The organism is Leifsonia aquatica H1aii, assembly GCF_000633535.1.
Classification (GTDB): domain Bacteria; phylum Actinomycetota; class Actinomycetes; order Actinomycetales; family Microbacteriaceae; genus Leifsonia; species Leifsonia aquatica_A.
In genome coordinates, this window is sequence record NZ_AYMR01000018.1 from 206,495 (window position 1) to 230,468 (window position 23,974).

General features: G+C 72.6%; 24 protein-coding genes. 8 read left to right on the top strand and 16 right to left on the bottom strand.

Annotation, left to right across the window (positions count from 1 at the left end; translation table 11 throughout):
* Positions 1-7: 7 nt before the first annotated feature.
* Genes U870_RS0116880 through U870_RS0116890 form a run of 3 tightly spaced genes read left to right on the top strand, consistent with a single transcriptional unit; the run spans position 8 to position 2,534 of the window.
* Positions 8-616: a hypothetical protein gene (locus U870_RS0116880; protein ID WP_025158552.1), complete on the top strand. Its 609-nt coding sequence runs from the start codon at positions 8-10 to the stop codon at positions 614-616.
* Positions 617-621: 5 nt separating this feature from the next.
* The gene (locus U870_RS0116885; RefSeq protein ID WP_025158553.1) at positions 622-912 is read left to right on the top strand and encodes a transcriptional regulator; all 291 of its coding nucleotides are present in this window, start codon (positions 622-624) and stop codon (positions 910-912) included.
* 56 nt (positions 913-968) lie between these two features.
* A complete protein-coding gene (locus tag U870_RS0116890) occupies positions 969-2,534 on the top strand; it encodes a long-chain-fatty-acid--CoA ligase (protein WP_025158554.1) in 1,566 nt (521 codons plus the stop codon).
* 146 nt (positions 2,535-2,680) lie between these two features.
* Here U870_RS0116890 and U870_RS0116895 read toward each other — a convergent pair whose 3' ends face one another.
* Together U870_RS0116895 and U870_RS0116900 are read right to left on the bottom strand one after the other, a co-directional pair.
* Positions 2,681-3,097 (bottom strand): hypothetical protein, encoded by a 417-nt coding sequence (locus U870_RS0116895; RefSeq protein WP_240183739.1) that lies wholly within the window; start codon positions 3,095-3,097, stop codon positions 2,681-2,683.
* A 37-nt stretch (positions 3,098-3,134) separates the two neighbouring features.
* Complete coding sequence (locus tag U870_RS0116900; RefSeq protein WP_025158556.1) at positions 3,135-3,968, bottom strand: aldo/keto reductase; 834 nt, start codon at positions 3,966-3,968, stop codon at positions 3,135-3,137.
* Positions 3,969-4,022: 54 nt separating this feature from the next.
* Between U870_RS0116900 and U870_RS0116905 the strand changes: the two genes are divergently transcribed.
* Complete coding sequence (locus U870_RS0116905; RefSeq protein WP_025158557.1) at positions 4,023-5,912, top strand: thioredoxin domain-containing protein; 1,890 nt, start codon at positions 4,023-4,025, stop codon at positions 5,910-5,912.
* A 178-nt stretch (positions 5,913-6,090) separates the two neighbouring features.
* Here U870_RS0116905 and U870_RS0116910 read toward each other — a convergent pair whose 3' ends face one another.
* Positions 6,091-6,426 carry a hypothetical protein gene (locus U870_RS0116910; RefSeq protein ID WP_025158558.1) on the bottom strand — a complete coding sequence of 112 codons (336 nt, stop codon included), beginning with the start codon at positions 6,424-6,426 and terminating at the stop codon, positions 6,091-6,093.
* Between the two features lie 499 nt (positions 6,427-6,925).
* On the opposite strand from U870_RS0116910, the gene U870_RS24445 reads away from it, so the two are divergent.
* Positions 6,926-8,065, top strand: a complete 1,140-nt coding sequence (locus U870_RS24445; RefSeq protein ID WP_162819173.1) for a hypothetical protein — start codon at positions 6,926-6,928, stop codon at positions 8,063-8,065.
* A gap of 159 nt (positions 8,066-8,224) precedes the next feature.
* Here the strand turns inward: U870_RS24445 and U870_RS0116920 are convergent, their stop codons facing one another.
* Positions 8,225-9,142 (bottom strand): aminodeoxychorismate lyase, encoded by a 918-nt coding sequence (locus U870_RS0116920; RefSeq protein WP_025158560.1) that lies wholly within the window; start codon positions 9,140-9,142, stop codon positions 8,225-8,227.
* A gap of 342 nt (positions 9,143-9,484) precedes the next feature.
* A complete protein-coding gene (locus U870_RS24930; protein WP_025158561.1) occupies positions 9,485-9,760 on the bottom strand; it encodes an acylphosphatase in 276 nt (91 codons plus the stop codon).
* A 31-nt stretch (positions 9,761-9,791) separates the two neighbouring features.
* Between U870_RS24930 and U870_RS0116930 the strand changes: the two genes are divergently transcribed.
* Entirely contained in the window at positions 9,792-11,330 is a 1,539-nt protein-coding gene (locus U870_RS0116930; protein WP_025158562.1) for a DUF7059 domain-containing protein, read from the top strand.
* Positions 11,331-11,369: 39 nt separating this feature from the next.
* Here the strand turns inward: U870_RS0116930 and U870_RS0116935 are convergent, their stop codons facing one another.
* The 10 genes from U870_RS0116935 to U870_RS0116980 form a co-directional block, all read right to left on the bottom strand.
* A complete protein-coding gene (locus U870_RS0116935; RefSeq protein WP_025158563.1) occupies positions 11,370-11,825 on the bottom strand; it encodes an iron chaperone in 456 nt (151 codons plus the stop codon).
* Between the two features lie 157 nt (positions 11,826-11,982).
* Positions 11,983-13,356 (bottom strand): NtaA/DmoA family FMN-dependent monooxygenase, encoded by a 1,374-nt coding sequence (locus U870_RS0116940; protein WP_025158564.1) that lies wholly within the window; start codon positions 13,354-13,356, stop codon positions 11,983-11,985.
* 2 nt (positions 13,357-13,358) lie between these two features.
* Positions 13,359-14,567, bottom strand: coding sequence for an acyl-CoA dehydrogenase family protein (locus U870_RS0116945; protein WP_025158565.1), 1,209 nt, complete (start codon positions 14,565-14,567; stop codon positions 13,359-13,361).
* On the bottom strand, positions 14,564-15,565 hold the full coding sequence (locus U870_RS0116950; RefSeq protein WP_025158566.1) for an ABC transporter permease: 1,002 nt from the start codon (positions 15,563-15,565) through the stop codon (positions 14,564-14,566). Before U870_RS0116950 ends, U870_RS0116945 begins: the two co-directional genes overlap by 4 nt.
* Positions 15,562-16,650: an ABC transporter permease gene (locus tag U870_RS0116955; protein ID WP_025158567.1), complete on the bottom strand. Its 1,089-nt coding sequence runs from the start codon at positions 16,648-16,650 to the stop codon at positions 15,562-15,564. Before U870_RS0116955 ends, U870_RS0116950 begins: the two co-directional genes overlap by 4 nt.
* A complete protein-coding gene (locus U870_RS0116960) occupies positions 16,647-18,176 on the bottom strand; it encodes an ATP-binding cassette domain-containing protein (protein ID WP_025158568.1) in 1,530 nt (509 codons plus the stop codon). The genes U870_RS0116955 and U870_RS0116960 overlap by 4 nt, the downstream gene beginning before the upstream one ends.
* A 25-nt stretch (positions 18,177-18,201) precedes the next feature.
* Entirely contained in the window at positions 18,202-19,224 is a 1,023-nt protein-coding gene (locus U870_RS0116965) for a BMP family ABC transporter substrate-binding protein (protein ID WP_025158569.1), read from the bottom strand.
* Between the two features lie 142 nt (positions 19,225-19,366).
* Positions 19,367-20,080: a GntR family transcriptional regulator gene (locus U870_RS0116970; protein WP_025158570.1), complete on the bottom strand. Its 714-nt coding sequence runs from the start codon at positions 20,078-20,080 to the stop codon at positions 19,367-19,369.
* 10 nt (positions 20,081-20,090) lie between these two features.
* Positions 20,091-21,209, bottom strand: a complete 1,119-nt coding sequence (gene add / locus U870_RS0116975; RefSeq protein ID WP_025158571.1) for an adenosine deaminase — start codon at positions 21,207-21,209, stop codon at positions 20,091-20,093.
* 130 nt (positions 21,210-21,339) lie between these two features.
* Positions 21,340-22,371: an aldo/keto reductase gene (locus U870_RS0116980; protein WP_025158572.1), complete on the bottom strand. Its 1,032-nt coding sequence runs from the start codon at positions 22,369-22,371 to the stop codon at positions 21,340-21,342.
* A gap of 48 nt (positions 22,372-22,419) precedes the next feature.
* Here U870_RS0116980 and U870_RS0116985 point away from each other — a divergent pair, with 48 nt between their 5' ends.
* Entirely contained in the window at positions 22,420-22,932 is a 513-nt protein-coding gene (locus U870_RS0116985) for a metallophosphoesterase family protein (protein WP_025158573.1), read from the top strand.
* On the opposite strand, the gene U870_RS0116990 is transcribed toward U870_RS0116985, so the two are convergent.
* Positions 22,907-23,500 carry an NADPH-dependent FMN reductase gene (locus tag U870_RS0116990; RefSeq protein ID WP_025158574.1) on the bottom strand — a complete coding sequence of 198 codons (594 nt, stop codon included), beginning with the start codon at positions 23,498-23,500 and terminating at the stop codon, positions 22,907-22,909. The genes U870_RS0116985 and U870_RS0116990 overlap by 26 nt on opposite strands.
* Positions 23,501-23,644: 144 nt before the next feature.
* Here U870_RS0116990 and U870_RS24450 point away from each other — a divergent pair, with 144 nt between their 5' ends.
* Positions 23,645-23,959: a hypothetical protein gene (locus tag U870_RS24450; RefSeq protein ID WP_025158575.1), complete on the top strand. Its 315-nt coding sequence runs from the start codon at positions 23,645-23,647 to the stop codon at positions 23,957-23,959.
* Positions 23,960-23,974 lie beyond the last annotated feature (15 nt).

Genomic DNA, 23,974 nt, shown 5'->3' on the forward strand with positions numbered 1-23,974 from the left:
GTTAACCATGAACGAGAACAGCACCGGCGACGCCCGGGAGATGCTCGACCTCATCGATGGTCAGCAGCAGCGCGTCGACCGCGGATTGCGCCTCCCCGTCGTGTGGCTCTACTCCATCTGGGCATTCGCCTGGCTGGTGGGGTTCCTCGCGCTCTACCTCGCGGTGCTCGGTGTCTTCGACCCCGTCGCCGCCGGCATCGTCTTCGGCGTGCTGATCGTCGCCTCCATCGTCGCCTCCGGTGTCATCGGGTCCCGGATCGGCCGCGGTCTGCGCGGGCAGTCGCAGTTCGCGGGCACGGTCTACGGCATCTCGTGGTCGGTGTGCTCGGTGGCGTTCGCGCTGCTCGGAGGCGGGCTCCTGCAGCAGGGGATGCCGGACGACCTCGCGGGCATCTACTACCCGAGTGCGTACGCCCTGATGTGCGGCACGCTGTACCTCGCCGGCGCCGCGCTCTGGCACGACCGGGTGCAGCTCGTCCTCGGACTCGCGCTGCTGGTCGTCGGCTCCATCGCACCGTTCCTCGGCCTGGGCCCGAACCTCCTGCTCATGGCGATCGCGGGCGCCGTCGTCTTCGGCTCCGGCGCGGTCATCACGGCCCGTTCGCTGCGACGGTGACGGGCGTGGACGAACTCGACCCCGTCATCCACGCGGCCGCGCGACTCAAGATCACGGCCACCCTCGCCACCGTCCCCGAGGACGGCAGCATGTCCTTCCTGCGGCTCCAGGAGCTGCTCGACCTGACGGCGGGCAACCTCGCGACCCACCTGCGCAAACTGGAGGACGCCGGCTACATCGCCGTCGAGAAAGCGCATCGCGGTCGCGTCCCTGTGACCTACCTGGCGTTGACCACCACGGGGCGGCGGGCGTTCGAAGACTACACAGCGGCACTTCGCAGCATCCTGGGGAGCTGAATGGGGTAGGTTGCCCTCACCCGGTCCTTGTCAACGACGATGAAGGAGACCACCCCATGCCCCACGGCTTCGCCACCATGTCCGTCGCGAGCATCCTCGCGGAGACCGCCCACCGCAGTCCCGAGAGCGTCGCGCTGATCTTCAACGGGGCGGAGATCAGCTACGGCGATCTCTGGGAGCAGACCCGGCGGTACGCCGCCGCCCTGCGCGACCGGGGGATCGGGCCGGGCGACCGGGTCGCCCTGATGATCCCCAATGTGCCCGACTTCCCGCGCGTCTACTACGGTGCGCTGGCGCTGGGGGCGACGGTCGTGCCCATCCATGCGCTGCTGAAGGCGGAGGAGATCGCGTACGTGCTGCGCGACTCGGGGGCGGCGCTGCTCGTGTGCGCGGCGCCGCTGCTCGGCGAGGGGGCGAAGGGCGCGGCCCTGGTGGACATCCCGGTGCTGTCGGTGCTGGTCCCGGACGAGCTGGCGGAGCAGCTGCCGTTCCCGCGGCTCGAGGTGGAGGCGGCCGCTGTCGAGCCCGTGACGACCTACGTGCCGCGCGACCCGCTCGACACCGCGACGATCCTGTACACCAGCGGCACCACGGGCAAGCCCAAGGGCGCCGAGGGCTGCCACTTCTCGCTGATCGAGCAGGTGAACGTGCTCCTGGCGGGAACGTTGGACGTCGACCCGAGCGACCGCATCCTCGGCTGCCTGCCGCTCTTCCACACCTTCGGCCAGACCTGTGTGATGAACCTCGGCTTCCGTGCCGGGGCCACCGTCGTCCTCGTGCCCAAGTTCGATCCCGCCACCGCCCTCCGCCTGCTCAACGAGCACGGCTGCACGATCATGACCGGCGTGCCGACCATGTACATCGCGCTGCTGGAGGCCGCCAAGACCAACCCGGAGCGGCCGCCGCTGCGCTACGGGATGAGCGGTGGCGCGGCCATCCCGGTCGCGGTGATCGAGCGGATGAAGGAGGTCTACGGCATCGACGTGCACGAGGGATACGGCCTCACCGAGACCTCGCCCGTCGCCTCGTTCAACCACCGCGGCCGCCCCACCCGGGTCGGGACCGTGGGCACGCCGATCTGGGGTGTGGACGTCGAGATCGCGGACGCCGAGGTCGACGACCGGATCGACCTGCTGCCCCGCGGCGAGCTGGGCGAGATCGTCGTGCGCGGGCACAACCTGATGAAGGGGTACCTCAACCTGCCGGAGGCGAACGCCGAGGCCGTCGTCGACGGCTGGTTCCGCACCGGCGACCTCGGCACAAAGAGCGACGACGACTACATCACGATCGTCGACCGCAAGAAGGACATGATCGTCCGCAACGGCTACAACGTGTACCCGCGCGAGGTGGAGGAGGTGCTCTCCACCCACCCCGCCGTCGCGATGGTCGCCGTGTTCGGCGTCGCCCACGACACGCACGGCCAGGAGGTCATGGCCGCCGTGACGCTCATGCCCGGCACCGAGACGACGGGCGACGAGCTGGTCGCGTTCGCGCAGGAGCACGTCGCCGCCTACAAGTTCCCGCGCCGGGTGGAGATCCTGGAGGCGCTGCCGCTCGGCCCCAGCGGCAAGGTGCTCAAGCGCGAACTGGTCGCCCGGTACGAGGCCGCCGCGACCGTGTGAGGCGGAGCAGGCAGCGGAGGAGATCGCCGCCGTCGCGCGCCGAAGCGCAGGCAGCGGAGGAGATCGTCCGCCCTCGGGCCGCTGACTCCTCCGTTGCCTGCCCCGGCGCGGTGCGCCCGGCGGAATCTCCTCCGTCGGCCCCGGCGCTAGGCGGCCGTGTCCATCGTGCGCAGCCGCACGGACGAGTGCAGGTAGAACGCGGCCAGCACCGCGTAGCAGACGCACGCCACCGTCGGGACGAACGAGTTTTCCGGGCGACTGGCGAGGGCGCCGACGCACGAGACGAAGGCGCCCGCCGCCAGCGCGCCGCCGAGCCAGAAGCCGGCGGCGGGCCGGGCGGTGGCGCGCCACCACGGTCGCGGGTCGTCGCGGTTCTCGCCCGCTCCGCGGAAGACGCGCACACCGAACCCGACGTAGACCAGGTTGAGGACGGCCACGATCAGCACGTCGAGGGTCGCGTCGACGAGCTGCTGGAACAGGAACACGTTCAGCGCCAGCAGCAGGCCGTAGCCGCCGATGATGTAGGCGACCTTGCCCGTGACCGTGGTTATCCTCAGCTTCACGAGGAGAGCCTATCCGCCGAGGATCGCGCGGCCGGGGTCAGTTGACCTCGTTGGGGTGGGCGCTGACGCGGCCCTCGCGCTCGAGACCGGTGATCGCGGCGACCTCGGCGGCGGTGAGCTCGAAGTCGAAGACGTCGAAGTTCTCGGCCATGCGCTCGCGGCGGTTCGACTTCGGGAAGACGATGTTGCCGGTCTGCAGGTGCCAGCGGATGACGACCTGAGCGGGCGTCTTGCCGTGGGCGGCAGCCGCGTCCGCGACCTCCGGCAGCTCGAACAGCGGGTACTTGCCCTGGCCGAGCGGGCCCCAGGCCTCGATCTCGATGCCGTGCTGCCGCGCGAAGGCCGTGACGGCCGGCTGCTGGTGCGCCGGGTGCAGCTCGATCTGGTTCACGGCCGGCACGATCTCCGTGTTCGCCAGCAGCTTCTCCAGGTGCGGGACCAGGAAGTTCGAGACGCCGATGGCCTTGGCGCGGCCGGACGCATAGATGGTCTCGAGCGACTTCCAGGCCTCGACGAAGGTGTCCTTCTCGGGGGTCGGCCAGTGGATGAGGTACAGGTCGACGTAGTCGAGCCCCAGCTTCTCCAGCGACTCGTCGAACGCGGCCTGGGCGTCGGTCTGGCGGTCGTTCCAGAGCTTCGTGGTCACGAAGAGGTCGTCGCGGGCGATGCCGGAGGAGGCGAGCGCCTCGCCCACGCCCTTCTCGTTGCCGTAGATCGCGGCGGTGTCGATGTGGCGGTAGCCGACCTCCAGCGCGTCGGTGACGATCCGCGTCGTCTCGGCCGGGTCGACCTTGAAGACACCGAAGCCCAGCTGCGGGATGGTGGTGCCGTTGTTGAGGGTCAGGGTCGGAGTATTTGCGTTTGCAACCATATCGACAACGCTACCAGCCACACGGAGCGCGGTCACCGGTCGTAGGGTGTGCCCATGGCCAATCGGTTGCAGGACGCGATCAGCCCTTACCTGCGCGCGCACGCGGACAACCCGGTGGACTGGTGGCCGTGGGGTGGGGAGGCGTTCGCCGAGGCGCGGCGCCGCGACGTCCCCGTGCTCCTCTCCATCGGGTACGCCACCTGCCATTGGTGCCACGTGATGGCGCGCGAGAGCTTCTCCGACCCGGCCCTCGCAGCCGAGCTGAACGCGCGGTTCGTGCCCGTCAAGGTCGACCGGGAGGAGCATCCCGAGGTCGATGCCGCCTACCTCTCGGCGGCGAGCGCCTTCACCGACAACCTCGGCTGGCCGCTCACTGTGTTCGCCACCCCGGCCGGGCGCGCGTTCTTCGCGGGCACGTACTTCCCCCCGCTGCCGGTCGGCGACCGGGCCTCGTTCCGGCAAGTGCTCGATGCGGTCGCCGACGCCTGGGACCAGCGCCGGGAGCAGGTGGAGACGGACGCCGGCCGGGTGGTCGCGGCGCTCGTCGCGGCATCGGAGGCCGCGACGACGGTGCACGACCTGCCGGGGGATCACGAGCTCGATGCCGCCGTGGGCCTGCTGGCCCACGCGGAGGACGAGCTGTTCGGCGGGTTCGGCACTGCCCCGAAGTTCCCGGTGGCCCCGGTGCTCGGCTTCCTGCTCGCACGTCCGACGGGGCAGGCGCTCGCCCACCGGACGCTGCGGCGGATGGCGGAGTCGCCGCTGCGCGATCCGGTCGACGGCGGGTTCTTCCGCTACGCGACCCGGCGCGATTGGAGCGATCCGCACTACGAGCGGATGCTCTACGACAACGCCCTGCTGCTCGACGCGTACGCGACGGCCTGGCAGCAGACGGGCGAGGCCTGGGCCGAACGCACGGCCGACGGGATCGCCGCCTTCCTCCTCGGCGTGCTGCGGCGGCCCGGCGGCGGTTTCGCGTCGGCACAGGACTCCGAGAGCGTGATCGACGGCGCACGGGTGGAGGGGGAGTACTACCGTCGGCCTCCCGCAGAGCGGGGACGGCTGGAGGCGCCCCCGGTCGACGCCAAGGTGCTGACCGGGTGGAACGGCCTGGTGATCGGTGCGCTGGCCCGCGCAGCGCGGATCCTCAATCGGCCGGCTTGGATCGTCGCGGCGACCGAGACCGCCACCCTGTTGCTGCACCGCCACCGTCGCGAGGACGGAACCCTGCTGCGCGTGTCGCTGGGCGACCGGCTCTCCGACGCGGAGGCGACCCTCGAGGACTACGGCGCGCTGGCGGCGGGACTGCTGGAACTATCCCTCGCGTCGGGGGCGGTCGCTCCGGCGGTCGCCGCGCGCGACCTCGTCGACCTGTGCCTCGCCTCGCCGAGGGCGTCGGGCGACGCCTCCTGCCCGTTCGAGGCCCCCGGCGGCGGAGACCCGGTGCTCGCCGCGACCGGCCTGGCCGTGCGGGTCGACCCGTCCGAGGGCGCCTATCCCTCCGGGCTGTCCGCGGTGGCGGGCGCCGCGCACACACTGTTCCTGCTCACGGGCGAGCGGCGGTACGAGCGCGCGGCGCGCGAGGGGATGCGGCTGGTCGCCGGGCAGGCGGTGCACACCCCGAGCGGTTTCGGCGCCGCCCTGGCGCTGATGTCCCGACTCGCCGCCGACGCCGTGCAGCTGGTGGCGGTGCTCCCGGCGGGCGAGGACCCGGGCGCGCATCCGTCCGGGCCTGCCGATCCGGAGGGTCTGCTGCGGGTGGTCCGCACGCATCCCGCCGCGGTCGTCGCGCTCGTCGACGAACCCGGGGCCGCGGCCTTCGCCGCCGAGGGCTTCGACCTCTTCGCCGGCCGCACCTCCCGCGACGGCCTGCCGACCGCCTACCTGTGCCGCGACTTCGTCTGCCGCCTGCCCACCACGACACCCGCGGCCCTCAGTCGCTGAGCGGCCGCGCCCGAGGGCGCCCGTCCGTCCGCGCGCGGTGGAGTGATTCCGGAGATCTGTGCCGATCGGCTCCGGAACGCCGGAACGACGGCGAACGGAGCGGCGTGTCCCGGTTCCGCTCCGGAATCAGCGGGAGGCCGTGCATGGGAGGTCGTGCGGGAGGTCGTGCCGGCGCCCGTCACGCGCGCTCGAGCTTGTCGAGCATCCCCCACACGGCCTCGCTCAGCTCCGGGTGCTCCAGGGCGATGCGGCGCAGCACCCCGTACTCGAACCGCGTGAAGGTGTCGCGCCCGGCCGCGGGATGGTGCGCCCTCGACTGCTGTTCGCCGAGGTCGAACGCCTCGATCGCCGTGGCCCGCAATGAGATGACGACCTGCTCGTCGACGCTCGGCAGGTCCGGGATGAAATGCCAGGGATCCTCCCCGGCCCGGCAGCGGTGCTCGATGATCGCGGAGAGCTCGTCGCGCGCCTGCTGGCGCAGCACTTCGATGCTCCGGGGCACATGCTCGGTCACGGGCGACCTCCCTCCGCTGACGGTGGATCCGGCCTCCTCGCCGGAACGGTGGGTTCAGCCTAGACGGCGCCGACGACGCTCGCGAATCGGGGCGTAACGAGGGGTCTACCTCGCGGAAAGGGGCCGGGCCGCTCCCGGGCCGGGACGCTTCCGGGCCAGGCTGCTCCCGGGCTGGGACCCGGGCGATCAGGCGGACGTGGCCGCTCCCGGGCGTCGTGCGGCCGGCTGCGGAGCGGGATCCGCGCGCCGGCGGCGGCGGAGCGTGCTGAGCGCGACCGCCGGGGGTACGGCTTCCCTGGGCGCCGCTACGCAACATCGGCGGCTCGGGATCGCGCGCGCTGATCCGTCGCCGAAGCTGGAATCCCGGGAATCCCGGCGATCCCGGATCCTCGGCGATGCCGGATCCTCGGGCGCACCGTGCGCGATACGCGCCCGGGGCGACGCGTGCTCGACAGGCATGTGCACGGGAAGAGGGCGCCCGTCCTCGCAGGGAGAGATGATGACCACGACAGAGACGCCCACGAGCGGCCGTTCGCGCACGAGGACGCTCGCGCTCCTGCTCACGATCGCCATGCTCGTCGCGGCCGCCGTGATCGGCGGCTTCTTCATCATCGTGGGGGATCAAGCGAACGTCGCAGGGCGGGCCTGGCTCACGCTGTTCCTCGTCGCCGCGTTCGCCGGTGCTGTGATGCTGGACGCGGCCGTCGGCGACGGGCCGAACGCGTGGTATCTGCCCGTATCCGTGATCGTCAACGTCGTGCTCGTCGCGATCGGGCTCCTCAAGATCTGGAACGGCTGGCTTCAGCCTGCGGACACGGCGAGCGGCCGGGTCTGGACCCTTCAGTTCTTCGCATTCCTCGCCGTGGTGGTCCTCCTGCGCGCCGCCGTGCTGATCACCCAGCTGTACGGCCATCGCTTCGTCGCCGCGGCGACGAAGACCGTCACGCGAGTCTCGGCGATCGTCACCCTGGCGTTCGTCTGGCTCACCACGCTCCTCCTGGCCGCGCTGGCGGCGTTCCCCGAGCCGGAGTGGCCGGACTGGTGGTCGCGCGCCGCAGGTGCCACCGCACTCGTCGCCGTCGTCATGGCGGTCATCCCGATCGTCGTCCGCGCCTTCGAGCCGCGTGCGCCCCGCGAGCGCCGTCCAGCCCCGCCGCCGGGGTATGGGGCACCCGGGTATGGGGCGCCGGGGTACGGGGCGCCGGGGTATGGGGCGCCCGTTCAGGGTGCTCCCGGGTATGGCGCTCCCGGGTATGGCGCACCGGGGCATGGCGCACCGGGGTATGGTGCGCCGGGATATGGGGCGTCCGTTCAGGGGACTCCAGGTCACGGAGCTCCAGGACACGGTTTGCCGGGCTATGGAGCCACGGGGCCGGGTGTCTCCGCGACGGGCTTCCCCTCTCCCGCGCCTGGGCAACCATGGCCGGGAGGCATGCCGGGTCCCTCACTGCCGGCGCACCCTCCGGCCGGACAGCAGCCGCCTGTTCCGCCGGCGCCGCCCGCGCCGGCGCCGCCCGCGTCGGCGCCGCCCGCGTCGGCGCCGCCCGCGCCGGCGGAATCGGCGCCGGGTCTGGCGCCGTCGACAGAACCTCCGCCCGCTCCGTCGGTGCCACCCGCTCCGCCGGTGCCGCCCGCCTGAGAGCCGGGCCGCTCCCGGGCCGTCCTGCTCCCGTGCCGGGATCGGGGCGCGACTGCCGTGCCTCGGCGCGTCTGCTGCGTGGCGACGCGGCGCGGACGTACCGCGACGGCGCAGTCACAGTGCGACGGCGCGGCGTACCGCGGGGTGCGGGCAGCCGCGTCAGTCGGTGCGGGAGAGCAGGTACGCGTTCAGGTCGGCCGTGAGCGCCGCGTCGACCGGGTACTCGCGGTCGTCGAGCGCCGTGATCGGTGCGGCCTGGCGCACGCTGGAGACGAGCCACAGCGCCTCCGCGTCGCGCAGCTCGTCCGCGGAGATGCGGCGGTACTCGGTGGGGTGGCCCCGCTCCTCGAAGAAGTCGAATACGGCCGCCTGGGTGGTGCCGGCCAGGATGCCCTGGTCCGTCTGCGGGGTGCGCACGACGCCGTCCGCGAGCACGATGACGTTCGAGGTCGGCCCCTCCAGCGCGTATCCGTCGGAGCTGACGAAGATCACGTCGTCGGCGCCCCGGCGGACCGCCTCCCGGCCGGCGGCGCGATTGGTCGCGTACGACAGGGACTTCGCTCCGGCCAGCAGCCACGGGGACGTCTCCGCCACGTCGTGACGGTAGCCGCGGTCGAGCGTGACGACGCGGATGCCGAGGCGCTGCTGCGAGAAGTCCTCGCCCTCGTCCACGAACACCCACCCGCTCGGCCGGCCCTCGCCCTCGATGCCGCGGGTCAGGATGAGCTTGGCGAACAGTTCGCCGCCGTCACCGTTGCGGGACCGGTAGTCCGCCACGCCCGCGAGGACGGCCTCCCGCCACACCGCCGCATCCGGTTCGGGGAGGTCGAGGAGCGCCGCCGAGTGGGCCAGCCGTCCGAGGTGCGGTTCCAGCGCCTGCGGGTGCCAGTCGATCACGGCGATGGTCTCGAACACCCCGTCGCCGCGCGTGATGCCGAGGTCGGTGATGCGGACCTGTGGTGCGCCGAAGTCGGCGAGGACGAAGCCGGCGTCGCCGGCGGCACGGTCCGCCCCGTGCTCGTCCGCCGAGGCGGCACGGGTCGGCGCGGTCACGGTCAGGAGGGTCGCACGGGTCATGCATACATTGTCCACCGCTCCGCCGCGTGCGCCAGGGCGCCCTGGGGCGCGCGCCGTGTGGCCACCCCCCACCCCACCCCCCGCGGCGCCGTCGCACATGAGCGCTGCCGTTCGGGACGAGCGCGGTGCGGCGCCGCGCCGCGGATGTCCCGAACGGCAGCAGTCGCGCGCGCAGCGACCGCGTCGCGCGGTCGCGCGCGGTTCGGGACGAGCGCGGCGGTTCGGGACGAACGCGGCGGTTCGGGACGAGCGCGGTGCGGCGCCGCGCCGTGGATGTCCCGAACGGCAGCGGTCGCGCGCGCAGCGACCGCGGCGCGCGCTCGCGCGGCGCGGGCGGCGCGGTCAGACGGTGTGGCAGATGCGGAAGCCGTCGTCGCCCTCGGGCGCGGCGTCCGTGACGGCGACGCCCGTCACCGCGGAGCCCGGCGGACCCTGGCGGAGCCAGGCGAGCATCCGCTCGACGGTCTCGGGGGCGCCCTCGACCTCCGCCTCGACGCTGCCGTCGGCGCGGTTGCGCGCCCAGCCGACGACGCCGAGGCGTTGCGCCTGCTCGCGCGCCGCCCAGCGGAAGCCGACGCCCTGCACGGTCCCGTTCACGATCGCTCTCTTGCGGATCACACGCTCATTCTGCTCCTGCTTGAATGGTGCGGTGACGTCACCCGCCGACCGCGCCGCAGAGATTGCGGCACTCCGTTCCGACCTGACCGGCGCGCGGTTCGGCGTCGCCGAGCTGACGGATCTCTGGGGCGAGGAGGCGGCGGAGGCTCTGCACCGCGGCCAGCGCGTCCCGCCGGAACGGATGCTCGGCCGCCGCGAGCCGTCGCCGCTCGGCACGCTCGCGCGGCTCTTCGTCCTCGGTCGCGCCGTGCCGGAGCCGGAGGCGGAGGCCGCGCTTCCGTCGCTCGGCGTCGCCGGAGCCGCGGCCCTCGGGCTGCTGCGCCGGGACGGCGGCCGCGTCGCTCCCGCCGTCGACCTGCGCCCGTACGCGTTCGTCGACGCGCTCGGGCCGGCCGAGTGGTGGATCGTCTCCGACCTGGGCGAGCTGGCCCTCGGCCACGCGCTCCCCGAGGATCACGTGCTCGGGGTGGGAGGCGCCTCCACGACCCTGAGCGGCCTGATGCTGCAGCGACCCGCCCGGAGCGCCCTCGACCTCGGCACGGGGTGCGGAATCCAAGCCCTGCACGCCCGCCGGCACGCGGAGCGCGTGGTCGCGACCGACATCTCTCCCCGCGCCCTCGAGCTCGCGGCGCTGAACGCGGAGCTCAACGGGGTCGAGGGGATCGATTTCCGGCTCGGCAGCATGTTCGAGCCGGTCGCGGGGGAGCGGTTCGATCACATCGTGTCGAATCCGCCGTTCGTCATCACACCGCGGGTCGACGGCGTTCCGGCGTACGAGTACCGCGACGGCGGGATGGTCGGGGATGCGCTGGTGGCCGCGTTCATCGACGGGTGCGGCGCCCACCTGGAGCCTGGCGGGGTCGCGCAGCTGCTCGGCAACTGGGAGTACCACGGCTTCGCCGACGCGCTCGACCGGGTGCGCGGCTGGATCGATGCCTCCGAGACACCGCTCGACGCGTGGGTGATCGAGCGCGACACGGAGGACGCACCGGGCTATGCCGAGACCTGGATCCGTGACGGCGGCACCCGGCCCGGCACCGAGGCGTTCGACACGCTGCTCGGCGCCTGGCTCGACGACTTCGAGACGCGCGGAGTGCGTGAGGTCGGGTTCGGCTACCTGCTCCTGCGCCGCTCGGACGGGGTGCCGACCCTGCGGCGCTTCGAGCGCATCCACGGCTCGCTGGGCGCAAACGAGGCCGGCCTCGGGGTGGCGCTGGATGCGGCGCTCGCGGCCCACGACCTCCAGTCCGCGCTCGACGACGACACGCTCGCCGCGTTGAGACTGGTGGTCGCGGGCGATGTGACCGAGGAACGTCACCTCTGGCCCGGCTCCGACGCTCCCACCGCGATCCTGCTCCGCCAGGGCGGCGGTTTTGGTCGCACCGTCTCGGCCGACACCGGCCTCGCGGCTCTGGTCGGCGCGAGCGACGGCGAGCTGAGCGTCGCCGCGATCGTCGCGGCCCTCGCCCAGCTGCTGGAGGTGGACGAAGCCGACCTCCGCGACGACCTGCTGCCCGCGGTGCGCGGGATGCTGGTCGACGGCCTGCTCACGCTCCCGGCCGAGGGGTGACCTGCCGAGCAGCACGGGCCGAGGGCTGAACGCTGACCGTCAGCCGGCCGCCTTCTCCAGGAGCGCGGCGATGATCTTCTCGTCGGCCGGGGTCAGCTCGACGACCGCGAATGCGGTCGCCCACATCGTCCCCTCGTCGAGCTGCGCCGGGTCGTTGAAACCGATCGTCGAGTAGCGCGCCTTGAACTTTGTGGCGGGCTGGAAGAAGACGATGTTCTTGCCGTCCTTGGCATAGGCCGGCATCCCGTACCAGGTCTTGGGTACGAGCGCGGGCGCGTGCTCGGCGACCAGCTCGTGGAACCGCCGGGCGATGACCTGCTCCTCGGGTGTCATCTCGGCGATCTTCGCCTGGACCTCGGCGGCGTCGGCGGCCGCCTGTTCCTCCTTCGAGAGCTTCTTCGACGCGCGCTTGGCTTTGATCTCCTGGGCGCGCTCCTTCATGGCGGCGCGCTCCTCGGCGGTGAAGCCGTCGTCGTCGGACTGTGCGGGGCTCATGGTGTCTCCTCCTGCGGGTTCTGGTGACCCCAGCCTCCCGCATCCGAGCGCGCTCCGCTTCTCGGATCCTGCTCACCACCTCCACACCCCCTGCGATGTGGACCGAATGTCGGGTTTCGGCGCGCGATACTCGACATTCGGTCCAAATCGGGTGGGGTCAGGCGCCGAAGGCGGCGCGGCGGAAACCGCGGGCGCGGTGTTCCTCGGGCAGGTAGGGGCCGTTGCCGAAGATCTTCTCGCGCAGCGTGCCCGCGCGGTACTCGGACTGCATGATGCCGCGACGCTGGAGCTCGGGCGTCACGTGGCCGACGAAGTCCTCGAAGGAGCCGGGGGAGACGACGTACTGCACGTTCATCCCGTCGACTCCGGCGTCCTGCCAGGCCTCGACGTGGTCGGCGATCTGCTCCGGGGTGCCGACGACCCGCAGGTTGCCGAACCAGCGGACGAGTTCCCCGATCGTGTAGTCGGATCGCGGGGACATCGCGATCAGCTTGGCGACGATCCCCTCCTGGCCCTCCGGCCGCTTCGCGATCTCGCCGATCGGCTCCTTCGGGTCGAGCTGCCCGAAGTCGTAGCCGAGGAAGACGCTCTGCTTCGCGAGGTTGGCGTCGATGCTCTGGAAGTCGGTGATCTCCTCGTGGAGGCGCTTCGCCTCCTCCTCGGTGCTCCCGACGACGAAGCCGAGGATGCCGAACAGCTTCACGTCCTGCGCCCGCCGTCCGTGCCGCACGGCGGCGGCGCGCACGTCGGCGACGACCGGCGCGGCCTCGGCGGGGCTGAGCGCGTTGATGAACAGGCCCTCCGCGTTGCGCCCGGCGAAGTCGCGGCCGCGCGGCGAGACCCCCGCCTGGATGAGGAACGGCGTCCGTTGCGGCGACGGCTCGGTGAGGTGCGGGCCGACCACGTCGTAGAACGGGCCGACATGGTTGATCTCGTGCACCTTCGCCGGGTCCGAGTACTGCTTGCGGGCGAGGTCGCGCACGACGGCGTCGTCCTCCCAGCTCGCCTCCCACAGCTTGTAGACCACGTCGACGTAGTCGTCGGCGCGGGCGTAGCGGTCCTCGTGCTCCGGGAGGCCGGCGAGGCCGAGATTGCGGCCGGCGCCGGGAAGGAAGGTGGTGACGATGTTCCACGCGATGCGGCCGCGGGTCAGATGGTCGAGTGTCGACATCTTGCGCGCGAACGCGTATGGCGGCTCCTGGAGGATGTTCTGGGTGAGCACGAAGCCGAGATTCTCGGTCGCGTACGCGAGGGCCGGGATGAGCTCGCCCGGGTCGTTGATCGGGAACTGCATGCCGCTGTAGACCGCGCGCTCGCGCGAGTTCTCGAACGCCTCGTAGGGCGCGAGCACGTCGGCGAAGAACAGGGTGTCGAAGCGCCCCCGTTCCAGCAGCCGGGCGATGTCGGCCCAGTAGTCGACCGAGTTGTAGTCCAGCTGCTTGCTGCCCGGCCAGGCCCACATCCCCTGGTCGTGGTGCGAGACGGAGAAGATGTTGAAGGCGTTGAAGATCATCCGCTGCCGGTCGGCCATGGTCAGGCCACCTCGTCGTTCTCGGCGGGGGTCTCGACGACGCCGAGCACCTCCTTGCCGATCTCGCCGGCGAGCACCTCCGTCGAGTACGCCATGAGCTGTCCGGCCTGGGCGTTGCGCAGGTGGCGCTGGATCGGCGACTGCGTGAGGTAGCCGGAGGCGCCGCCGACTCGGACGCCGAGCTGGGCGACCTCGACCGCGATCTTGTTCGCCAGGTACTTGGAGCGCGACAGGTTCGGGAAGAACTGCGGGCGGCCGGCGTCGGCCTCGGCGAGCGTGCGCTGGAAGAAGGCGTGCACCGCCTCGAGCCGCGACTGGGCATCGGCGACCTCGTGCTGGATCCACTGCTGGTGCGAGAGCGGCCGGCCGAGGATCGAGCGGTTCTTCGCGTGATCGACCAGTGCGGCGAGGGCGGCGTCGGCGATGCCGAGGGAGATCGCGGGCAGCCCGGCAGGGACCGCGGCGAAGTCGCCGGGTCCGGGCGCACGGCCGCGGTTCTCCTCGCTCAGGAGCGTGTCGCTGAACGACAGGAGCTGGCTGCGGGTGCCGCGCAGGCCGAGGGTGTCCCAGATCGGGATGATGGTCACCGTCTCGTCGGGCACGACGGCGAAGAAGGTGGGGGCGTCGTCGACGAGGGCGTTGACCAGCAGGTAGTCGGCGATCTCGCTGCCGGAGACGAAGCGCTTGGCGCCGTCGAGGAGCCAGCCGCCCTCCGTCGGTCGCGCGGCCTGCTGCGGGTTCAGGAAGCGGTTGCCGCTGGTCGGCTCCGAGAGCGCGTTGGCGAAGCGCTTGCCCGCGAGGAACTCGTCGGCGAAGAACGAGCCCTTCTTCTCGCGGGTCAGCTCGGCGAGTCCGACACCCGCACCGGTGTGCATCGTCACGATGGTGGCGATCGACGGGTCGGCCGCAGCGAGCACCCGGACGACCTCGCCGAACGCCTGGTAGCTGATCCCCTCGCCGCCCAGGTGCGCCGGGAGGGTCGCCCGGCTGAGGCCGGCCTCGTGCAGGGCGGCGAGGCTGTCGACCGCGATCTCGGCGCGCGCGTCGTGCTCGGCCGCTTCGGCCTCGAAGCCGGTGGCGAGTGCTCCGATCCGATCGAGCAGGTCGCGCTCGGCGTCGGGGAGGTCGTACAGGCCGGTCGGGGCCGGGCGGCTCGGGATCGGGCTGTTTAGGGCGGGATCGCTCGGGGTAGCGGTGGTCGGGGCGGTCATCGGGCTCCTTCGGGCTCGGGTGCGGTTTCGGGGGTGGGGGCGGAGGCGTCGACGACGGTGGTCGCCGCGGCCGCGGTGGCCGGGGTGCCGCGGGTGACGGCGCGGCGACGCCGCCCGACGCGGCGGGACACGACGCAGAGCACGACGAGGGTCGCCAGGTAGGGGAGCGCCTGGAACAGCTCGACCGGCAGGCCGAGGCTCTGCGTCTGGGCGAGCAGCGCCAGCGAGTTGAAGAACGAGAACAGCAGCGCGCCGGCGACCAGGCCGAACGGAGTGCGGCGGCCGATGATCACGACCGCGAGCGCGACGAAGCCGGCGCCTCCGGTCATCCCGGGCGAGAAGGTCCCGATGCCGGCGAGAGGCACGGTCGCGCCCGCCAGCCCCGCGAACCCGCCGGCGATGACGGCGGCGCCGAGCCGGAAGCCCGTCGGCGAGATGCCGCGGGTGCGCGCCACCCCTTCGTCATCGCCGACCGCGCGCAGCCGCAGCCCGAACCGGGTGTGGTCGAGCACCAGCCAGGAGAGCACGACGAGCACCAGGGAGAGGTAGAAGAAGACGCCGGCGTGGGCGAGCCCCGGACCGATGACCGGGAGGGCCTCGATCAGCGGCAGGTGCAGCGGCGGCTGGGTCTCCACGGTCTGGTTGGTCGAGCCGGCCGGATTCAGCGCCTGGTAGAGGAACACGCTCAGCCCCGCGCCGAGGAGCCCGATCGCGATGCCGACGATGACGATGTCGGCCTTCGCGACGGCCGAGGCGACCCCCATCAGCAGCCCCAGGAGGAGGCCGGCGAGGATCCCCGCGAGCACCCCCACCCAGACGCCGCCGAGGTGGGCTCCGAGCACACCGAACACCGCGCCGACGAGCATCATCCCCTCGATGCCGACGTTGAAGCCGCCGGTGCGTTCCAGGAAGATCTCGCCGAGCCCGGCGATGACGATCGGCGCGCAGAGCGCGAGCGCGCCGGAGAGCACGACGGTCCAGAACTCGACGGCGCTCATGCGGCCACCTTCTCCGCCCGGGCGGCGACGGTCGCGGCCTTCTCGCGCCGGCCGAGGTGCAGCGCCGCGAGCGCCAGGGCCGCCGTCAGCAGCAGGATGCCCTGGGTGACGGTGCCGATCGCGGTCGGCGTCGTCCCGGTGGCGATCTGCACGCCGGCGGCCCCGGTGCCGAGCGCGGAGTACACGATGGCGGCCAGCGCGATCCCGAGCGGGTTGCCCCGGCCGAGCACGGCGACGGCGAGCCCGGCGAAGCCGATGCCTCCCGAGACCGAGGGTTCGAGCCGTTGGGTGACGCCGGCGACCTGCATCCATCCCGCGAGGCCCGCGGCGGCGCCCGAGACGAGGAGGGCGATGAGCACGGCGGAGCGCGGCGTCAGCCCGAGTCGCGCGGCGAGCACCGGGCGCGACCCGTAGACCTCGAGCACGAACGCCTGCCGCGTGCGCGACCACCACCAGGCGCCGAGCAGGATCAGCGCGACGATGACGATGCCGACGTGGATGCGTCCGCTCACCGGCAGCTGCGGGAGTTGCGACGGCAGCGGCAGGGGCGGCGATTGCGGGCTGGCGTTGGTCGCCGGGTCCCGCAGCGCCGTGCGCAGCAGGTAGGTCAGCAGCGAGACGGCGAGGTAGTTGGCGAGCAGGGTGAAGAGGATCTCGTTGACGTTCCAGCGGATCTTCGCGACGGCCGCCGGGAGCGCCCAGAGCATCCCGCCGACGACGCCCGCGGCCGCGCCGAGCGGCAGCGCGAGGGCGGGGCTGGCCTCCGGGCCGAGCAGGAGGGCGACGACGGTCGAGAGGATGGCGCCGACGATCAGCTGCCCTTCGGCTCCGACGGTGACGACGCCCGCGCGCAGGGCGACGGAGACGCCGATGGCGACCAGGGTGAGCGGGGTGGCGTTCGAGAGGGTCTGGGTGAGGTTGTAGCCATCACCGAAGGCGCCGGTGAACCAGCCGCCGAGCGCCGTGCCGAGGTCCCCGCCGGTGGCGACGACCAGGACGAGCACGATGGCGAAGCCGGACACGATGTAGAGGGCGGCGACGATCGGTTCACGGCGGCGGCGCAGCCACGGGACGAGGGCGGTCACGTCGTGGCCTCCCCGCCGGTGCCGGTCGTCCCGGGCCCGACCGTGCCGAGTCCGGCCATGCCGCGCCCGACGCGGGCGCTGTCGAAGTCGGCGGCGTCGAGACTGTCCACGATGCGTCCCTTCGAGAGGATGAGGATGCGGTCGGCGAGATCCCGGATCTCGTCGGTGTCGGCGCTGACCAGCAGCACGGCGGTCCCTGCCGCGGCCGCCGCCCGCACCTCGCCGCGGATCACGGCGCTGGCGTGCAGGTCGAGACCCTGCGTCGGGCCGTGCAGCACGGCGACGGCGGGTGCTCCGTCGAGCTCCCGTCCGACGAGGAGCTTCTGCTGGTTGCCCCCGGAGAGCGCGCCGGCGGGGAGGTCGGGGTCGCGGGGGCGCACATCGTGGCGTTCGAGGAGCGCCGTGGTGAAGCTGCGCACCGCACGGGTGTCGATGCGTCCGCGCCGCAGGAACCGGCCGCGCAGCCCGAGGCTGCGCAGCACCGCGGAGCGGGTGAGCGGGGCGTCGGGCAGCAGGGCGTCGATGCGGACCTCGGGCACGTAGGCGAGGCCGGCCTGGGCGGCGCGGTCCGGCCGGCCGGCGATCGCGGCGCCGTCGACCGCGACCGCACCGGAGCGGAGGGGGAGGATTCCGGCGGCGGTCTCCGCGAGCGCGGTCTGACCGTTCCCGGCGACGCCGAGCACACCGACGACCTCGCCGCCGCGCACGGTCAGGCTGACGCCGTCGATACCGCTGCCCGCCGTTCCCGTCGTCGCCGCGGTCAGTTCGAGACGCGCCGTGCCGGTGATCGCGTGCGCGCGGCGCGGCACCGGGGGAACGCTGCCGACCATCGCCCGGACGAGGTCGTCGTCGGAGACGTCGGCGACCGGGGAGGAGAGGGTGACGTGACCGTGCGAGAGCACGGTCACGGTGTCGGCGACGAGACGCACCTCGTCGAGCCGGTGGGTGATCAGCAGCACGGCGTAGCCGGCGGACGCGAGCGAGCGCACGCGGTCGAAGAGCGCGGCGGTCTCGAACGGGCCGAGCGCTGAGGTCGGCTCGTCGAGGAGCAGGATGCGTGCCCCCTGGGCCAGTGCGATGGCGAGCTCGCCGAGCTGGCGCTGCGCGAGGCCGAGCTCGCGCACGCGCACGTCGGGCTCGATGGCGAGTCCCGCCGAGCCCGCGGCCTCCCGCAGCAGACGGGCGGCGCGACCGCGTCGGGCGAGTCGCTCCGGCTGCCCGAGGATGAGATTCTCCGCGAGGGTGAGCTCGGGGATCAGGCTGAGCTGCTGCGGCACGAGACCGATCCCGTGTCGGATCGACGAGGCACGTCCGGAGAAGGCCACGGCCTCGCCGTCCACGGTCACCGTGCCCGCGGTCGGCTGCTCCAGACCGGCGAGGATCTTGAGGGCCGTGGACTTGCCCGCGCCGTTCTCGCCGACGAGGGCGTGGATGCTGCCGGGCTGCACGGTCAGGTCGACGGCATGCAGCACCTGGGCGCCTCCGTACGACTTGGAGGCGCCCAGGAGGGCGAGGGAGGTGGTCATCGTGTGGCTGCGGTCTGCCTGGTCGTCAGCCGATGGCCGGGATGGTGACCTCGCCGCTGGCGAGCTTCTTCGCCAGGTCGTCGACCTGCGCGGCGATGTCGGTGGGCAGGCCGGGAGCGGCGTCGACCGCGTTGATGTCGGCGAAGATCAGGCCCCTGTTGGCGATGGTGGAGGTGTACGAGTGCGTGCCGAAGTCACCCTTCTTCAGGTGCCCGACGATCTCCTCCAGGGTGGGGGTGAAGTCCAGCTTCACCAGACCGACGTTCACGGCCTTCGCGTCGGAGGACGAGGTGCTGGAGGCGCCGAGGGTGGCGATGCCGCCGGCCTTTGCGGCAGAGAGGACACCCGAGGTGTAGCCCTCGGCCCCGGTGACGATGAGCTTGGCGCCGGCCGCGATCTGGGCCTTCGCGGCCTGGTTCGCGAGGGTCGGATCCTCCCAGCTGCCGGTGAAGATCGGCTTCAGCTCGGTGGCCTCCGGGTTGGCGGCCTTCAGGCCGACCGACAGCGCCTTGTAGGAGGTCTCGTTGAACGGCGCGAGCTGGCCGTCGACGACGCCGAGGGGGGAGAGGCCGGTCTTTCCCGCGACCCAGCCGGTCAGGTAGCCCTGCTGGTCGCTGGCGTAGGTCCAGGTCTCGACGTTGGCGGTGGCCTTGTCCAGGATGTCGGCGGATCCGGTGGCGACGAAGTGGGCCTTCGGCAGCTCCTTCGCGACGGTGAACACCGAGTTGCTGAAGTCGAGGCCCCAGCCGATGATCAGGTCGTACCCCTGCGAGGCGTACTGGCGGAAGGCCGCCTCGGCGTCGGAGGAGCTGGTGACCGACTCGCGGATCTGAGCGGTGATCTCGCCCTTCTTCTCGAGGGCGTGGGCCGCGTCGGCGGCGTACTGGTTGAAGCCGCCGTCGTTGGCGAGGCCGCCGAGCACGACGGCGACCTTGGGCTTGTCCGCGGCGGCGGACGTCGAGCCGGCGCTGGCGCCGGAGGAGCAGGCGGCGAGCACGGCCACGAGGGGCACGGCGAGCAGCGGGGCGAGCAGGGAGCGCAGCTTCATGGGGGTCGAGAGCCTTTCGGGGATCGCGGGGGAGCGAGGTCGCGGGACGGGTGCGGTGCAACTTGTCGATAAGTGTGCACGGCTGCCCGCTCCGACCGCGATGCGCCGCGTAACGAAACGCCACAGAGCCCGTCGGCAGACGTCAGACGGCGTCCCACGGCGGTCGCACGGTGCGCGCGAACGAATAGCGCACGACCTCCGGGAGGTGGTGCTCGAACGCGTAGAACAGCCTCCGGCCGCTCACCGAGACGCCGATCAGCTCGAAGGTGAGCACCGGCGTCCCCTCTGGCCGCCCGAGCAGTTCCGCCTCCCGGCCGCCGAGGGCGGCGGCGCCGGGCGTGGCGACCTCCCACACCAGCGATTCGCCCCAGACCTGTCCGACCGCGGTGAACACCGATTCGTCGAGCTCGCGCTCGGTCGCGTCGGGAAGCAGCAGGTATCCGGAGGCGAGCATCGCCGGCTCGCCGTCGGCCCGCCAGCGCTTGACGCTCCGCAGCGCGGGATGGCCGGACTCCACATCGAGCAGCGCGGCGATCCGCTCCGGGAGGGGCACGATCGCGGAGTCGAGGATCTCGACGTCGGCGCGGTACCCCATCCGGGAGAGCAGCACGGTGTGCTCGAACTGGTCCTCGAGCCGCACGCTCATCCGCAGCGCGACGGGATCGACCGTGGTCGCGGCCCCCTGCCGACGGCGCAGGATGCCCTGCCGCTCCAGCTCCGCCAGCGCGTTCCGCAGCTGCTGGCGGGTGCAGCCGAGCCGCGCGGTCAGCTCCAGCTCGCCGGGCAGCGGGGCGTTCGCGGCGGCCGCCTCCCGCACCTCGCGCAGCAGCTCGTTGTGCAGTCGTCGGTCGGTCACGGTCCCGAACCTATCCGGCGGCGAGGGTCGCGGCCAGCTCGTCCGTCATTCGGCGCTTCGTGTCGTCGTCGGCGAAGGAGGAGGTGATCGACGCTGCGGCGAAGCCCGCCAGGTCGTCGCGACCGAGGCCGAACGCGTCGGCGCAGACGGCCCAGTCGGCCTCCAGGGTGGTGCCGAGCAGTCCGGGGTCGTCGGTGTTGACCGTCACGTGCACACCGGCGTCGCGCAGCACGAGCAGCGGGTGCTGCGCCCAGTCGTCGTAGATGCCGAGCACGATGTTCGACCGCGGGCACACGCCCACGGGGATGCGCTCGTCCGCCAGCCGACGCAGCAGCTCCGGATCCTCGACCGCGCGGATGCCGTGGTCGATCCGCTCGGCGTGCAGCAGGTCGAGCGCGTCCCTGACGCCCTCCGGCCCGCTCGACTCGCCCGCGTGGACGGTGCGTCGCAACCCGGCGTCGCGGGCGATCGCGAACGCGTCGGCGAAGCGGGCGCTCACCCGTCCGGAGTCGCGTTCGTCGCCGTCGATCGACAGCGCCACGACGTGCCGGGGGTGGGTGGACGCCAGCCATTCCGCCGCCTCCCGGCCGGCGCTCGCCGACTGCTGCCGCAGCAGGGAGTAGGCCAGCCGCACGGGCGCGAGACCGTCCTGCTCCGCCTCGTCGATGCCCGCCGCCAGCGCGTCGAAGAGCGCGGGGATGCGTCCCTCCCACGCGCTCCAGTGCGTCGGATTGATGATCGCGTCCGTATAGCGGATGCCGGAGGCGGTCTGCCGGGCGGCGAAGGTGTACGCGTGCCGCGCCGCCTGTTCGGGGGTGCGCACCAGCCCGCACTCCCAGTCCAGGAAGCGCAGGAACGCTCCGAGATCGCCGGCCCCGCCCGTGTCGTGGTGCGTCGTGATGTCGAACAGCGTCGCCGCCGGCCCGGGCAGCGGCTCGCCCGCGGCCTTCGCGAGGTCGAGCAGGTCGACCAGCCCGAAGTGGCCCTCCAAGTGCACGTGCACCTCGGCCTTGGGGAGCGCGCGGATCCAGGATTCGTCGATGCGCGGCTCGTCGATGCGCGGCTCGTCGGTGCGCGCTGCGCGGTCGGCGGTGCCGTCCGGAGCGCTGGCGGAGAGGACGGTGGTCATCGTGGGCGGCGGCGTCCTTTCGAGCGGGCAGGGAGGGCGGAGCGAGCCGACTCTAGCCGCGGTGCGGCTTGTTGACAAGTTGGGGACGATGATGGCGCACGTGTCGACCGCCCGAGTCGAGCGGCTTCCGCTACCGGCCGCCCTCGCGCTTGCGGTGCCGCTGCGCCACGGCCTGCTCGCCGTACGGGTAGCTGTCCGTGCGCGGGGCGCTCGCGTCGTCGAGCGTGCGGCGCAAGTCGTCCGGAAGTACGATGTCGGCGGACCCGAGGTTGTCGTCCAGCTGGTCGACCGTGCGCGCGCCGAGGATGACCGAAGTCACCGCGGGCCGATCCGCCAGCCAGCGCAGCGCCACCTGCGACGGGCTGGCGCCGATCGCGGCGGCGACGTCCGCGACCGCGTCCACCACCTCCCACGTGCGCGGATCCGCGTTGCGGGCGTCCCACGCCTCCATGCCGCGCGTCGGGTTCTCGCCGAGCCGGGTCGCGCCCGTCGGGTCCTCGTCGCGCCGGTACTTGCCGCTCAGCCAGCCGCCCGCGAGCGGCGACCACGGCAGCAGCCCCATCCCGGCGTCGACTGCCGCGGGCACGATCTCGTGCTCGATGCCGCGGACCAGGAGGTTGTACTGCGGCTGCAGGGTGACCGGCGGCGACCAGCCGTGCTCCGCCGCGAGGCGCACGGCCTTGGTCAGCTGCCAGCCGAGGTAGTTCGAGAAGCCGTAGTACGAGATCTTCCCGGCGGAGACGGCGTCATCGAGGAAGCGCAGGGTCTCGTCGAGCGGGGTGAGGCCGTCCCACGCGTGCAGCTGATAGAGGTCGATGTGGTCGACGCCGAGCCGGCGGAGCGAGTCGTCGAGAGCGCGGCGCAGGTGTGTGCGTGACAGGCCCAGGTCGTTGGCTCCGGGGCCCATCGGGAACCGGCCCTTGGTCGCGAGCACGATGGCGTCGCGGCGGCCGTGGTTGCGGGCCAGCCAGCGGCCGATGATCGACTCCGAGGCGCCCGAACTGTACACGTCGGCGGTGTCGACCAGGGTGCCGCCGGCGTCGAGATAGCGCTCGAGGATGGCGTGGGAGGTCGGCTCGTCCGCCTCCGCTCCGAACGTCATGGTGCCGAGCGCCAGCTCCGACACCATCGTCCCGCTGTTTCCGAGGTTGCGAAGATCCATACGCGCGACGCTAGCCCTGCGCCGATCGCTCGCCTAGCGTTCGGAGGGATGAAGCTCCTCCTGATCTCCGACACCCACGTCCCGACGCGCGCGCGGTCCCTGCCCGCTCCGGTGCTCGACGCGGTCGACCGGGCCGATGTGGTCGTCCACGCCGGCGATTGGGTCGACGCCGCCACCCTCGACCTGCTCCAGGCGCGGGCGCGGCGGCTCGTCGGGGTCTGGGGCAACAACGACGGGCCTGCGTTACGCCGCCGGTTGCCAGAGGTCGCCCGGGTCGTGCTCGGCGGGCTGCGGTTCGCCGTCGTCCACGAGACCGGCCAGGCGACCGGCCGGGAGGCGCGCGCCGACCGGGACTTCCCGGAGACGGACGTGCTGGTCTTCGGCCACTCCCACATCCCCTGGGACACGGTCTCCCCGGCCGGGATGCGCCTCCTGAACCCGGGATCGCCGACCGACCGCCGTCGTCAGCCCGCGTGCACCTACCTGACGGCGACCGTCGCGGACGGCGCGCTCGCCGACGTGCGGCTGGTGCCGGTCAGGCGGGCTTCGGAACGACCGTGAGCACCCGCTCGATGTACTCGAAGAACGAGACCATGAAACCCCGCAGGAACGCCTCGGTCCCCTCGTTCGTCACGGTGCCGTCCTCCTCGATCAGACCCGGCTTCAGCTGGAGGTAGGCCTCGGGGGCGTTCATCTGCGGCGCCTGGAGGAAGCTGAGCACGCTGCGCAGCTGCTGCTGGGCGACGGCCGTGCCGATCGCCCCCGTCGAGGCGCCGATGACGGCGGAGGCCTTGCGGGCGATCACATTCTCGCCGTGCGGCCGGCTCGCCCAGTCGATCGCGTTCTTCAGCGCTCCGGGGATGGACCGGTTGTACTCCGGCGTCACGAAGAGGAGGGCGTCCTGGGCGGCGATGGCGGCCTTGAAGGCGCGGGCCGACTCGGGGAAGTCGCCGTCGAGGTCGCGGTTGTAGAGCGGGAGCCCGCCGATCGGGATCTCGGTGAACTCCAGCTCCTCCGGGGCGAGCCGGATCAGGGCGCGTGCCAGCCGGCGGTTGATGGACTGCGTGGAGAGGCTGCCGACGAAGTAGCCGACCCGGTAGGGCGGTTGGAGGGTGTTGATCGTTGCCATGCCGCCAGAGTGCACCAGCCCACGGTCGAGGGGAAGTCCCGACCAGGGCACCGGGACCGGCAGGAATAGGGCATCTGCCCGATGCTCGGCCCGGGCCTTAGCGAGCAGTCTGAGGTGGTCGGAACGAGTGAGAGGGATGGACGGATGGGACTGCTCGAAGAATACGTGACCGCTCGGGTGAACGCGGCGGAGGACGCCCGGCACCGGGCCGAGCGGGAGGTGCTGCGCCAGCGCCGCGAGCGCGTCGTCGTGGTGCGGTGGTGGGATGCGCTGCACGCCCGCCGCACAGTGCGGGGCGCCGGCCGTGCGGCCGCGGTCGCGCCCGTGGCGGCACCGTCCTCGGCACCGTCTGCTGCACCGTCCTCGGCCCCGTCTGCGGCACCGTCCTCGGCCCCCGGGCCGTCGGGTGCGGCGGTGGAGACCGAGGCGGCGCGCGAGCTGGCCCGCACCGCACGGTGACGGCTCTTCTGCCCA